The organism is Kribbella sp. NPDC051620, assembly GCF_044453825.1.
Classification (GTDB): Bacteria; Actinomycetota; Actinomycetes; order Propionibacteriales; family Kribbellaceae; genus Kribbella.
The window spans coordinates 362,341-375,513 of the sequence record NZ_JBITDB010000003.1; the positions used below are offsets into that span (position 1 = coordinate 362,341).

The 13,173-nt window shown below is 68.6% G+C and carries 9 protein-coding genes; 3 read left to right on the top strand and 6 right to left on the bottom strand.

Going from position 1 to position 13,173, the window contains the following annotated elements; translation table 11 throughout:
* Positions 1-8: 8 nt before the first annotated feature.
* The 5 genes from ACIA12_RS14735 to ACIA12_RS14755 all read right to left on the bottom strand — a co-directional run bounded on the left by ACIA12_RS14735 (position 9) and on the right by ACIA12_RS14755 (position 5,318).
* Positions 9-767, bottom strand: coding sequence for an MBL fold metallo-hydrolase (locus ACIA12_RS14735; RefSeq protein WP_396367484.1), 759 nt, complete (start codon positions 765-767; stop codon positions 9-11).
* Positions 761-946 (bottom strand): hypothetical protein, encoded by a 186-nt coding sequence (locus ACIA12_RS14740; RefSeq protein ID WP_396367485.1) that lies wholly within the window; start codon positions 944-946, stop codon positions 761-763. Before ACIA12_RS14740 ends, ACIA12_RS14735 begins: the two co-directional genes overlap by 7 nt.
* Before the next feature lie 81 nt (positions 947-1,027).
* Entirely contained in the window at positions 1,028-2,206 is a 1,179-nt protein-coding gene (locus ACIA12_RS14745; protein ID WP_396367486.1) for an MFS transporter, read from the bottom strand.
* Between the two features lie 26 nt (positions 2,207-2,232).
* Positions 2,233-4,020: a hypothetical protein gene (locus ACIA12_RS14750; RefSeq protein ID WP_396367487.1), complete on the bottom strand. Its 1,788-nt coding sequence runs from the start codon at positions 4,018-4,020 to the stop codon at positions 2,233-2,235.
* A 236-nt stretch (positions 4,021-4,256) separates the two neighbouring features.
* The gene (locus ACIA12_RS14755; RefSeq protein WP_396367488.1) at positions 4,257-5,318 is read right to left on the bottom strand and encodes an AAA family ATPase; all 1,062 of its coding nucleotides are present in this window, start codon (positions 5,316-5,318) and stop codon (positions 4,257-4,259) included.
* 166 nt (positions 5,319-5,484) lie between these two features.
* On the opposite strand from ACIA12_RS14755, the gene ACIA12_RS14760 reads away from it, so the two are divergent.
* The 3 genes from ACIA12_RS14760 (at position 5,485) to ACIA12_RS14770 (ending at position 12,116) form a co-directional block, all read left to right on the top strand.
* Entirely contained in the window at positions 5,485-8,262 is a 2,778-nt protein-coding gene (locus ACIA12_RS14760) for a hypothetical protein (protein WP_396367489.1), read from the top strand.
* Between the two features lie 330 nt (positions 8,263-8,592).
* Positions 8,593-10,257 carry an ABC transporter ATP-binding protein gene (locus ACIA12_RS14765; protein WP_396368288.1) on the top strand — a complete coding sequence of 555 codons (1,665 nt, stop codon included), beginning with the start codon at positions 8,593-8,595 and terminating at the stop codon, positions 10,255-10,257.
* Positions 10,254-12,116: an ABC transporter ATP-binding protein gene (locus ACIA12_RS14770; RefSeq protein WP_396367490.1), complete on the top strand. Its 1,863-nt coding sequence runs from the start codon at positions 10,254-10,256 to the stop codon at positions 12,114-12,116. Before ACIA12_RS14765 ends, ACIA12_RS14770 begins: the two co-directional genes overlap by 4 nt.
* Before the next feature lie 62 nt (positions 12,117-12,178).
* On the opposite strand, the gene ACIA12_RS14775 is transcribed toward ACIA12_RS14770, so the two are convergent.
* Positions 12,179-13,132 carry a Gfo/Idh/MocA family protein gene (locus ACIA12_RS14775; RefSeq protein ID WP_396367491.1) on the bottom strand — a complete coding sequence of 318 codons (954 nt, stop codon included), beginning with the start codon at positions 13,130-13,132 and terminating at the stop codon, positions 12,179-12,181.
* Between the last annotated feature and the right edge of the window lie 41 nt (positions 13,133-13,173).

Here is a 13,173-nt window from a genome sequence, read left to right on the forward strand (position 1 = left end):
GCGACACCCTAGGAGGCTGCTGCAGAGGCCTGCGCCACGTTCGACTGGTGGGGGCCGGCCAGCCAGTCTTGGGCCAGCCTGGGATCGGTGGAGTCGGCCCCTTGGCGGAGCGCGTCGATGTAGGCGCGGTCGGCGGCCAGGCGGGCGGCCAGGTCGGGCCCCTTGGCCACGGTCCCGTGGCCCGGTACCAGGACATCGGCGTACTGGGCTGCCTCATCCAGTTGGGCGAGGGCTGCCTCGTAGGCGTCCAATTGACCGGGGCGGCGGGCGCCGAGGAGTGGGATCAGTACGTCGGAGAGCATGTCGCCGGCGATCAGTACGCCGCGGTCGGCGAGGAGGATCGCGGCGTGGCCGACAGCGTGTGCCTGGTGCTCGATGAGCTTGCCCGGTACGCCTCCCCCGTCCGCAGGCAGCGGGGTGAGGAGCCCGATCAGCTCGAGCGGGATGCCCGACGCAGTGTCCGCCGCCATCGCCTGCGCCCGCTCCCGCGCTTCGCTGGCAACCTGCGCGCAGCCTGCTGTCGCGTACCGCGGCACGTCACCGAATCGGGAGTGCCAGAGCAGGTGGTCCCAATGTGGATGAGTGCAGAACCCAGCAACCACAGGAATCCCCAGCCGCTCCACATCATCCGCAAGCTGGCTCAGATCGGCACCGTCGATACCGGGATCAATGATCACCAACCCGTCCTCCCCGCTCACCACCACGGCATTGCTCCACACCCACTCGCTCTGCCGCACCCACACCCCGTCAGCCACCTGCGTCAGCATCCGCCCACTCTGCCAGCCACCCCACCCCAACGCGACCCCCACATCCGCGAGCCCTCCTTGAGGTCCAGGTTGCAGACGCCGGCGTGCCCCTTGCCGTACGGGTTGTAGCACGCGCCGGTACGGCCGTAGCCGGTCTCGAAGTACGCCACGGCCGAGGAGCTGTCCTCGTACATGTCCACGACAAAGACCGCGGCGAACGCGCCGGGGGGTCTGTTGTCACCTTCGACGCCGAGCGGGCGAGCCAGCTGGTCATCCGGCCATCATCGCTTGTGGCGGAGGGGGGAGCGGGCGGAGTAGAGGGTGGTGGTGAGCATGGCTGCTGTGGTTAGGAGGAAGGTCATGCGGAGACCCAGGGTGGTGGCTAGCGCTCCGGAGGCGAGGGCGCCGAGGGTTTGGCCGCCGATGACGAGGGTGCGCCAGGTGGCTGTGGTTTGTGGGAGTAGGGCTGGCGGGACCAGGGATTGACGGAGGGTGCGTTGCGGTACGCCGTACAGGGGCATGCCGAGGCCGGTGAGGAGCTGGCTGAGGAAGGCTAGTGGGGTGAGGGCTGCTGCCAGGGCTAGGCCTGAGAGGGACGCGAGGAGTTGGCCGGTGATGTAGGCGCGGCCTAAGCCCAGCAGACGCCCGTACGCCGGGGCCGCGAGCGCGCCGAGTGCGGAGGCGGCTCCTGAGACGGTGATGGCGGCGCCGACGAGTAGTGGGGACCAGTGGAGCTCGCGGACTAGGTAGAGGACTACGAGCGGCGCTTGGAGGGCACCGAAGGCCGCGGCCGCTGTGGCGGAGATGACCAGCGGTTTGAGCAGCGGGTCACCGAAGAGCACCCGGAGGCCGCCGGTGAGAGTCAAGGCAGGGCCGCGGGTGACTGGCAAGTGTGGCGGTTCCTTCAACAACAGAGAGGCCAAAGCGGATCCTGCGTAGGAGAGGGCGTCGAAGGTGATGGCGAACGGGGCGCTGACGGCTGCGATCAGGGCGCCGGCCAGCGAAGGGCCGGTGGTGCCGGCGACGGTTTGGGTGAAGAGCGTTGCGCTGTTAGCGGACATCAGGTCCTCGCGCGGGACGAGCACCGGTAGCAGCGACTGTGACGCGGTGTCGGACAGCAGTGTGAGGGTGCCAGCGCCAACGGCAACCAGGTAGAGATGGAGCATCTGTAGGTGCCCGACGCCCGCCAGGACAGGGACTGCACCGAGCAGCACTGCTCTGCCGAGGTCAGCAACGATCAGCACTCGGCGCAAGGAGAGGCGGCTGACCCATAGGCCGGCAGGGAGCCCAAACACCAAGTGGGGAAGGACATTCAGGGCCGCGAGCACACCCATCTCCACAGGCGACGCGTGCAGGGCGACGACGGCAACCAGCGGCATGGCGACGGTGGTGATCGCGCTACCGGTCCAGGAGATGGCCTGACCGGACCACAGCTTGAGGAATTCCCTGTTGCGCCACACAGCTACAACCTCACAGCAGCAGAGGTTCACTGCACGCGGAACACAGGACCCCTTGGAGTGAAGGCAAGCGTTGCACCGGCCGGTATGAGCCAAGCGTGCTCACGCCGCACCCGTACGACGTCGCAGTCGCCATCCGTGATGATCAGGATCGGGCCGTCCGCCGGGAAGTCGTCCGCGCGCTCCAGGAGGTCCACCCCGGGCTGCAGCACTGTCCCGCCTCGCCCGCGCACCTTCACTCGGCCAGCGATGTCGTCCACCGGCACATAGCCCGCGTCGTACGCCGTCGCGTCGCAGAAGACCACCCGCGCCGCCGGTACGTCCCGGGCCACCGAGTACGACGCGATAGCCCCCAACGCCTTCCCCAGCAGGCCGCGATCCATCGAGCCGGACGTATCCAGCACCACCCCGTACGTCGGCAGTCGCTCGACACTGGTCGGCCGGATCCACCCCGGCCGAGGGATGTCCGGAGTACTCGCCTGGCGACGCGACGCGCGAGCATACGTCCGTACCTTCGACACAGCCGGCACATGCTCCTCGAACCAGCGCGCCAACTGCGCATCCCAAGCCAGTGGAGGATGGTCGAGCGCCTTGATCTCCTCCACGAGCCCCGCGGGCAGCAGGCCTCGACTGCTGTCGTGGTACGCCAGCCCAGTAGTCAGCGAACGCCGGTAGATGTCGTCAAGGTCAGCAGCCCGCGCAGCCTCACCTACCCGCGGCAGTGGCTGGCCCAGCACGTCGCCGAGCCCTACACCCCGCAGAGTCGCCAGCTTCCGGTACCTGCGCAGGTCAGTCGTGATCCGGTCGTACACGGCCTCCACGGACAGTCCACGCAGCGCTACGTCGTACAGGGCTCCGTCCGGCATCGTGCCGACGCCCATCTCGATCAGCCAACCATTGATGACCAGGTCGGCCGCCACGTTCCACAGGTACGGGTCGCGGCCGGCAACGCGAGCGCCGTGGCGCAGGGCGGCGTGGAGCATCTCGTGGGCCATCACGAAGCGCCACTCGTTCTGCGTCAGCTTGTGCAGTGGGTTCACGTAGATCTCCCCCACCTCGGCGTTCACCGCCGCCACGTGGATGTCCCACCCGCGGGCGAGCTCCGCCTCGGCCACCACCGTCATGCTCGCCGCCAGCGCCCCCAGCAACGGGTACGACGACACGAACCACCCCAGCGCCCGGTCCCACTCATCCATACGACCGGCCGCGTCCGACAGCGACGACCGCACCCCACCAGCGACCTCTACAGCCGCCGCAGCCGCGTCCGAGAGCCCAGCGGCAAACCAGTCCTCCCAGGCGGGCGGATCGCCCCACCCCGTCCAGGGCTTCACCACCACGTCATTCACATGCCCAGCCACGCCCAACTGCCCGAACCCAGCCGGTACGCCGGTACGCCGCCACCCCCGTGCCAGCACCTCCTCGTCGGCCCCAGGAAGCTCATCAGGCAACGGCACCACGGCCCGCCCGATCCCCAGCGACGCAAGGAACCGGTTGACCGCGACGCATCCAGCAGCCGCCGCGGCATGATCTGCCATGGGCCGCTCCGGCGACGCGTGCCCCAGCCCCAGGTGGATCAACAGATGCGCGAAAACCCAAGCCCACTGATCCGCATCGGCCAGCCGGGTCGGGTGGGCGAAGAATGCTCCGTCCGAGTCGACCACCGCCCACCCGTCAGCCGGGCAGGGGCCGTTCTGCACCCGCCGTGGCTCCGTCCGGTAGCTGACCATCGGCCGAAAGAGCGGATGAGCGGCGACCCGCCCCCAGCCGTCCCGGACCGCCTCCAGCGCCGGATCCTTCTTAGGCCCCCGCCGAGCCATCAGCCAATCCCCCGGCGACCGCTGCCAGTCCCCCGCCGAGCCGTCAGCCAGTCCCCGCAGCTGCCCATCAGCCAAGGCCGCGTCTGGCGCGGGCTGCCCAGCGGGCCGGGCCGTTGTCCCAGCGGGGCGGCTTCTGCTCTCGCCGTGCCGCTCGCTTCTCCCAGCGGGTCAGCTTCGGTTCCCATCGGGCCGGCTTCTTCGCCCACCAGCCCGGCCTGCTCGCCCACCGTGCCATGTCAGGACCGGGCAGCCACGAGCCGGGGCAGGTCGCGGGTGACCTCGACCAGGAACCAGGACGGCAGTACCGGACGTCCGTTGTCGTCGGATGCGATCACGATCTGGGCTACCTCCAATGAGATTTCGGCCAGCTCCACCAACAGTGCCTTGCCGCGATAAGCCAACTGCCGCGCCGCCGGGCTCGCCGACGCCTTGTCGGCCGACAGCTCCTTCACCAGCCGGGCGCGGAACGTCTCGGCGAGGAAGTACAGGAGATCCCGGTCCTCAGCAGCGGCCGGCCAGGCAGCGTCACCCTTCAGCACCGCCTCCAGCCCGAACGCGTTCCGGACCGTCTTCACGAACGCCCGGAAGGTCGAGGCGTGCGAAGCGGTCAAGGTGCCGAAGGCAAGGATCCGGACGGTCTCGTCGTCCACCCCGTCGCCGTAGGAGTGCAGCGCGTCGGACAGCATGTGCCAGCTGCGCGGCGTCGAGAACGGCTCCTCCGTCTTCGGCGGCGCGGTCCACAGGTGATCGGGCCGGTTAAGCAGATAGTCCAGCACCCACTGGTGAATCCCGGCCTCGGCCGCCCACGCCAGCCAGTCCCTCGCCGACGCGCTCAGATGCACATGTACCAACCGGTTGAGCAGCGCCGAGGCCATCGGCCGGGCCAGCGCGTTGTCGGTGGCCCGGTTCCCGGCGCCGATCACGACCGATCCCGCGGGCAGCTCGTACTCGCCGATCCGGCGGTCCAGGATGAGCGAGTAGAACGCCTTCTGCACCTCCGGCGAGGACGCGTTCAGCTCGTCCAGGAACAGGCAGTACGGCGTCTCGCGGGCAATGCTCACCGGTGGCGCGAACCGGCTCCGCCCGTCCACGATCTGCGGTACGCCGATCAGGTCCTCCGGCGCCAGTTGCGTTCCCAGCAGCGTGACGCAGTCCAGCCCGAGCGACTCGGCGAACGCGCGAACCAGGCTGCTCTTGCCGATCCCGGGCGCGCCCCAGACGAAGACGGGCCGGACCACGGCGACGTTCAGCAACACGTCCGGCAACTGCGCCGGCGTCACGGTGATGGCGGCCTGCATCGGGTCCTTTCAGCGGGTTCGGACAACATTTCCCAGGGTCCTCCGCGTCACTGCGCGTGTCCATCGGATTTCCGGGCAGGCGCTTCCGTTACTCCGGGTTACCGGCTATGGTGCCGCGATCAGGAGAAGACACGGTGGCTCGGCCGCCGAGGGGGTTTGCGTTCTGATGATGCTGCGCTCGAAACTGGTCGCCGCCGCCTGCGCGGTCGTCCTGCTGCCACTGGCCGCCGTGAAGGTGATGGCCGCCGATCCGCCGCAGCACCTCGGCGAGGGCCAACTGGTCGGCAACCGCTCCGTGGCCGACCCCGCGCTCCAGATCAGACAGGCGACCAGCTCGTACTACGTGACGTCGTACGGCCAGCCCGACGACCACTCGCCCGAGCCGTGGGAGATCCTCAGCACCACCAACGGCGCACTGGCCCGTACTTCCCCACGACTCCGTGACGCCCCGGACAAGCCGCCAACCCTGCTCGGCAAGTACGTCGTGACGCCAGCCGCTGACCAAACAGCCTTCCGCGACATCGCCACTGATGCGGTCAGCCAGGTCGCGATACCGGCCGGAGCGACGTACCAGGGCGCCTACCCCGGCGGCATCCTGCTGTCCCGCGCAGCCGACAGCTCCTTCGCGCTGCGCGCAGTGGACAACACCGAGAAGCCAGTCACCGGCGCAGCCTTCGGCGACCCCGCCATCCTCGACACCACCGCCACCTCGATCCTGATCGCCGTAGCCGGCCACCTCTCAGTAGTAGACACAGCAACCGGTACTGCGACCGCTGTCGCGACCCTGCCCGCCAACCCGGCCTGGGCTGCGCTGACTCCCAACCGGGTGCTCTGGCAGACCGCTGCCACCGCCAACTCCAAGACGGTCGGCTGGAAGCAAGGCGCAACCACTGGCTCGGTGGAGGTGCCGTTCGGACTCCCACTGCTCACAGTTGGCGACGACCTCGCAGTACTGGTGCCTGAGACCAAGCAGCTCGCCAAGATCGCGGCTAGCGATGGCACTGTCACACCAGCGTTCGTCACTGGAGTCCATAACGCGGCAGATCTCGGCAACGGCCGGTTGCTGGTCAGTGCCCAGAGCAAGGTGGCCAGCGTCGGAGCAGACGGCGTGCTGACGACGGTCAAGGCGACTCCCGCCTTCGCTGCTCAGGTCAGCGGAGTGGCTATGTCCGGCGCGCGCGTAGTGACCGCCGACTATCAGCCAGACCACGGCGTGTACGAGACGACCAGCAACGGCACCACCTGGTCATCACTGAGCACCAGCAACTCCACCAAGCCGATCCAGCTCGAGGGGACCACCCTGGTCACGTACCAGGCCGGTATCGCTCGGGTGCGCGGCTCTGGCGGCGATCTCACCTTCCCCGCGACCGATGAGGTCGTGCTGGGCAAGGGCGGCAAGCTGGTGTCGCACCGTGCGCCGGATGCGGCGACCGCCGAGGTCTACGACGTCGCGAGCAAGACGAAGCTCGCGGACTACGCAGTGCCCTTCGCCATGGCCGACAGCTCGGTCTGGAAGGTCACCGCGACCGGAGTGCTGACCGGCAAGGACCTCACCACGCAGGCGACCAAGACGATCGCAGTGGCCAGCGCCTGCACAGTCGGGCCGGACAGCGTCAACGGTCGCTGGGCACTGCTCGATGGCTGCAAGCAGGTCATCGACATCAAGGGCCCAGAGGCGCCGCGCAACCTGACAGTCGCGGCGGACTCCCAGTTGGGCAACGGGTTCGTAGTACAGACCGCTGTCGGGCAGGACGCCGCCGGGCTCTCGACCAAGGAGTTGCTGGTCACCGACCTCAACGACCAGGGTCTCGGTCAACGGCGGTACGGCCCGATCAACGGGCGACTGCAGCCGTCCAGCTTCCGCCCAGATGGTTCTGGTGGCGCCAAGCTCATCTACGCGGACCCGGACGCCCGGCCGCGGATCATCAGCCTCAGCTGGCTGGCGGCGGACCCGCAGCAGCGCCCCGACACCACTGCGCCCGTGCTGACCAGTGCCACCGCGGGCGACCGGCTGCGGGACAACACGAGCCTGTCGTTCGACTGGGCCTACACCGACCCGCAGGACCCGAACGCCCCGGCGACCGGGGTCAAGTCCTACGACCTCCGCATCCAGCAGCGGCCGAACCGCACCTCGCCGTACGGGGCCTGGAACCAGGTACCGAGCTGGCAAGGCCTCACAACGACAGCGGCGAGCTACAGCGCGGTACCGGGCACGGACACGTGTTGGCAGGTGCGAGCGCTTGACTACGCCGGCAACCTGAGCAACTGGAGCACCTCGTACTGCAGTGAGGTCGACGGCATCGCGCCGACCGCCGTCACGCTGCGGATCGGCGACCGGACCAACCTGGCGACGCCCGCCACCGTCCGCTGGGCCTACACCGACGAGACCGCGGTCGCGACGTACGACATCGTCTACAAGACCGCCGCGGCCGGTGCCGCCTTCGGCAGCTGGGTCTACCCCGCCGCCTGGCAGAACACCCAGCTCCAGTCCATCTCCTGGACCCCACGGCTCGGCTGGGACGAGTGCTTCATGATCCGCGCCCGCGACGTCGTCGGGAACCTGTCGGCCTGGTCCGTGCCGCTCTGCTCGGTGGCCCCACAGGACGACCGGGCGCTGCCGTCCTCCGGCACGGTCACCCGGTCGACAAGCACGCTCGCCTACCAGGGCACCACCACGATCCTGAAGGCCAACGGCGCGTACCTGGCGAAGACCGGCGAAGCGGGCCTGCGGATCGCGGTGGTAGGCATCACCGGACCCGGCCAGGGCAAGGTCGACGTCTACCATGCGGGCGTCAAGATCGGCACCGTCAGCCTGGCCGCCACCACGACCGCCCGCAAAGTCATCTACTTGCCGACGACCGTCTTCCGCACCGGCACGGTCAAGATCATCTCGACCTCCACCGCCCCGGCCGTGATCGACGGCGTCGCCTTCCTGAGGTACTGAGACTCATAACGGAACGTGATCAGTGTGAACCCCGTCACCGCCCGGTGGCGGGGTTCGTTCATTGCAACAAGCTGTAACTCAGCTCCAGGGAATGGAAAGCGCAGGACAAGCGCTTACCACTACGGGATACTGGAAAGTGCGCCGTTTTCCGGTAGCCAGCCAATCCCGAGTCGAGCCATGTTGGGAAGTGCGCCCCTCCAGATGCCCTCTGAGCACCCTGTCCAAGCGCCCTCTATCGCTGCCCCCTCCAACCGCACGAACCCCCGGCGGAGCCAGAATCTCTGGCGACTCCGCCCCTACCTCCGCCCGCACAAGTGGCGCCTGGTGACGATGTTCACCACGGCGATCCTCGGCGTAGGTGTCAGCCTCACCGTCCCGCTCGTCACCCGGGCCATCATCGACGGCCCCGTCACCCGGCGCGAGATCGACCTGCTGCTCCCGCTCGGCCTGCTGGCCCTCGGCCTCAGCATCAGCGAAGTACTGCTGGTCTGGGTCCGCCGGTGGGCCCAGTCGCGCGCGGTCAGCGACCTCGAGGCCAATCTCCGCAACGACCTCTACATCCGGCTGCAGGCCCTCCCGATGGAGTTCCACAGCCGCTGGCAGAGCGGTCAGCTGCTCTCCCGGGTGACCGCCGACCTGTCCACGATCCGCAGGTTCATGGGCTTCGGTCTGCTGTTCCTGGTGATCAACATCCTTCAGCTGGTGGTCGTCACCTTCCTGCTGCTGCAGTTGTACTGGCCGCTCGGCGTCGTGGTCCTGGTGGCCGCCGCGCCGATCATCGTGGTCTCGCTGAAGTTCGAGAAGAAGTACCTGGCGATCTCCCGCCGGGTGCAGGACCAGCAGGGCGACCTGGCCACCCGGATCGAGGAGTCGGCGGTCGGCTTCCGGGTGATCAAGGCGTTCGGCCGCCGCGAGCACGTCAAGAAGCAGTTCGACGACGGCGCGGTGAAGCTGTACGAGACCTCGGTCGACAAGGTGAAGCTGGCATCGCGGTTCTGGACCTTCCTGGAGGTGATCCCGAACCTGACCCTGGTGATCGTGCTGCTGCTCGGCGCGCTCGCCGTCGGCCGGCACTCGATCACGCTGGGCACCCTGGTCGCCTTCATCACCTTGATGCTGTCGCTGATCTGGCCGGTCGAGTCGCTCGGCACCATCCTCGCGATGGCGCAGGAGGCGATGACGTCGGCGGACCGGATCAGCGAGATCCTGGACACCGAGTCCACCATCACCGACGGTCCCGACGAGCTGGTGAACCCGCGCGGCCACCTGGTCTTCGAGAACGTCAGCTTCCGGTTCAGCCCGGACTCGGCCGACGTCCTGCACGACATCAACCTCGACCTGGCTCCCGGTACGACGCTCGCCCTGGTCGGCGCCACCGGCTCGGGCAAGACCACCCTGACGTCGCTGGTCCCCCGGCTGTACGACGTCACCGGCGGGCGGATCACGATCGACGGGCACGACGTCCGCGACCTCACCCTGAAGTCGCTGCGCAGCGCGGTCGCGTCGGCGTTCGACGACCCGACGCTGTTCTCGATGAGCGCCCGGGAGAACATCACCCTCGGCCGGCCGGACGCGACCGACGCCGAGGTCCAGCAGGCCCTGGAGATCGCTCAGGCGACCTTCGCCAACGAGCTGCCCTGGGGGCTGGAGACCCGGGTCGGCGAGCAGGGCATGTCCCTGTCGGGTGGCCAGCGGCAACGGCTCGCACTGGCGCGCGCAGTACTGGCCAGGCCGGCAGTACTGGTCCTGGACGACACGTTGTCGGCGCTGGACGTGCACACCGAGGCACTGGTCGAGGAGGCGCTGCGCAACGTGCTCGCCGCCACGACGGGCATCGTGGTCGCGCACCGGGCGTCGACGGTGATGCTGGCCGACCAGGTGGCGCTGCTCGAGGGCGGCACGATCACCCACGTCGGTACGCACCAGGAGTTGCTGGCGACGGTACCGGCGTACCGGACGCTGCTCGCGGCGGAAGAGGAGGAGGTGCACGCATGACGACCACTCAGCAAACACCTCAGCCTACTGATCAGCCGAACCAGGAGGAGTCCTGGCGCGGGTACGCCGAGGACCCGGACCGGGAGCTGTCGAAGGCGACGACCCTGCGGCTCAAGGAGCAGTCGCGCAAACTGCTCGGCGAGCTGCTCCGGCCGTACAAGAAGATGATCTGGCTGCTGGTCGCGATCGTCGTGGTGGAGAACGCGGCCCGGCTGGCGGTGCCGTACCTGGTCCACCTCGGCATCGACAAGGGCATCCCGCCGATCCTGGCGGGTGAGGGCACGTCGACGCTGATCGACATCGTGCTGATCGTGCTCGCGTCGGCGCTGATCCAGGCCGGCGCCCGGCAGATCTTCCTGATGCGGTCCGGCCGGCTCGGGCAGACCATCCTGCTCGGTCTGCGCCGGCGGGTGTTCGACCACTTCCAGCGGCTCAGCCCGTCGTTCCACGACAAGTACACGTCAGGGCGGGTGATCTCGCGGCTGACATCGGACGTGGATGTCATCGACGAGATGCTGGAGACCGGCTTCGACGGGCTGGTCACGGCGCTGCTCACCCTGGTCGGTACGGCGATCCTGCTGCTCACGCTGGACGTCAAGCTGGGCCTGCTGGCGTTGCTGTCGTTCCCGGTGCTGTTCCTGCTGACAGCGTGGTTCCGGAAGCGGTCGGCGATCGTCTACCGGCGGACCCGCGAGGCCGTCGTCCTGGTGATCGTGCACTTCGTCGAGTCGATGCACGGGATCCGGGCGGTCCAGGCGTTCCGGCGGGAGCCGCGCAACGAGGAGATCTTCTACGGGGTCAACGACAAGTACCGCGAGGCGAACCTCGAGTCGTTCCGGATCAACGCGATCTTCATGCCGTCGATCAAGGGCGTCGGCAACATCACGATCGTCGCGATCCTGGCCTACGGCGGCTGGCAGGCGTACCACGGGCACGTGACGGTCGGGGTGCTGACCGCGTTCCTGCTGTACCTGCGGCAGTTCTTCGAGCCGCTGCAGGACATCTCGCAGTTCTACAACACCTTCCTGTCGGCGAGTGCCGCGCTGGAGAAGCTGTCCGGCGTACTGAACGAAAGGCCGGACGTTCCCGAGCCGGTCAAGCCCGCGACGCCCGCAACGCACGCGCGCGGGCATCTGGAGCTGCGCAACGTGCAGTTCCAGTACGTCGACGGCGTGAAGGTGCTGCCGGGGCTCGAGCTCGATGTGCCGGCCGGGCAGACACTTGCCCTCGTCGGTACTACGGGAGCCGGCAAGACCACGATCGCCAAGCTGGTCGCGCGGTTCTACGACCCGACCGGCGGCCACGTGCTGCTGGACGGGATCGATCTGCGCGACCTGACCGAGGACGACCTGCGCGAGCGGGTGGTGATGGTGACCCAGGAGAACTTCCTGTTCACCGGCTCGGTCGCCGACAACATCCGGTTCGGCAAGCCGGACGCGACGATGGACGAGATCGTCGAGGCGGCCAAGGTGATCGGCGCGCACGACTTCATCATGGCGCTGCCCGACGGGTACGAGACGGCGGTCGCCAAGCGCGGCAGCCGGCTCTCGGCGGGTCAGCGGCAACTGGTCGCGTTCGCCCGGGCGTTCCTGGCGGATCCGGCGGTACTGATCCTGGACGAGGCGACGTCGAGCCTCGACATCCCCAGCGAGCGGCTGATCCAGCGCGCGCTGCGGACCATCCTCGACGACCGGACCGCGATCGTCATCGCCCACCGCCTCTCCACGGTGGAGACCGCCGACCGCGTGATCGTGCTCGAGCACGGCCGCATCATCGAGGACGGCGCGCCGACCGACCTGATCGACACCGGCGGCAACTACGCCGACCTCCACCAGGCCTGGGAAGACTCCCTGGCCTGAGCAGCATCTGAACCGCCCCGCGCCTCTCGAGGCGCGGGGCGGCTTCGATTGCCGGGAAAGAGCTACTCGCGCGGAAACGCTTCGACGATCTGCCGGACCCGCTCGCCCGCCGCGAAGTCGGCAAGGTCGCGCGGATGCTCACCCCGCACGGCCTGGGCGAACAGGGTCAGCCGAGTAGCCTCGGAGCCCGGCTCGCCGGTCAGCTCGGCGGGCCGCCAGTCCTTGCCCTCAGCAACAAACAGGTCGCGCCAGCCGGTCAGTTTGTAGGACTGCTTGGTTCCCCGCAGCAACCACTCGTAGGTCTCCGGTCCGGCGGCGCCGACGGTACCGATCAGGTGCACGGGAACGTCGCCCGCCATCATCAACCCGTACGCACCGGTCTCGCTGGCCTCGTCGCGATACTCCATCTCGACGTGGACCTGTACGAGCGCGCCTACCAGCCGGTCGGTGAGGTACGCGAAGTGGGAGAAGACCTCGCGGACAAACCCGCCCTGCTCACGCTCCCCCACCCAGGTCGCCTCCGCCTGGAACGCCCGCGGCCAGACGGGGAAGGCGAGCCGGATCTCGACCCCCAGCACGTCGCCGACGCGGCCGTCCGCGATCGCCTGCTCGAGGTACCGAGTGGTCTGCCGGTCCGACAAGGAGAAGTTCACCGCGGCGGCCCGGCCGGACGCGCTTGCCGCGGCGAGCATCGTGGCCGCGTCGGCCTTCGACACCGCGAGTGGTTTCTCGCAGAACACCGCCTGACCAGCCTCGAAGGCCGGTACCGCGAGCGCCGCGTGGGTGGCCGGTGGGGTCGCGATGTAGACCGCGTCAACGTCGTCCGCCCCGATCACGTCGGCCGGCGAAGTACTGAAGCTGACGTCGGGGTGCTCGCCCTGGAGTGCGGCGACGGTGGTCGGGGCGAGGTCGACGGCGTGGGTGACGGTGAAGTCCGGGTGGCTCAGAGCTTCGGTCAGCAGATGCCGGCCCATCGCGCCGAGCCCGACGATGCCGAGGCGGATCGGTGTGGTCATGCGGACAGTCTGCCGTCTCGCGAACTTGTCCCCGGTGGCGG

Excerpts from the sequence above, each read along its gene's own strand:
- ACIA12_RS14735 (WP_396367484.1), bottom strand. The coding sequence starts at position 767 with ATGCTGACGCAGGTGGCTGACGGGGTGTGGGTGCGGCAGAGCGAGTGG.
- ACIA12_RS14750 (WP_396367487.1), bottom strand. The coding sequence starts at position 4,020 with ATGGCTCGGCGGGGGCCTAAGAAGGATCCGGCGCTGGAGGCGGTCCGG.
- ACIA12_RS14755 (WP_396367488.1), bottom strand. The coding sequence starts at position 5,318 with ATGCAGGCCGCCATCACCGTGACGCCGGCGCAGTTGCCGGACGTGTTG.
- ACIA12_RS14760 (WP_396367489.1), top strand. The coding sequence starts at position 5,485 with ATGATGCTGCGCTCGAAACTGGTCGCCGCCGCCTGCGCGGTCGTCCTG.
- ACIA12_RS14765 (WP_396368288.1), top strand. The coding sequence starts at position 8,593 with ATGTTCACCACGGCGATCCTCGGCGTAGGTGTCAGCCTCACCGTCCCG.
- ACIA12_RS14770 (WP_396367490.1), top strand. The coding sequence starts at position 10,254 with ATGACGACCACTCAGCAAACACCTCAGCCTACTGATCAGCCGAACCAG.
- ACIA12_RS14775 (WP_396367491.1), bottom strand. The coding sequence starts at position 13,132 with ATGACCACACCGATCCGCCTCGGCATCGTCGGGCTCGGCGCGATGGGC.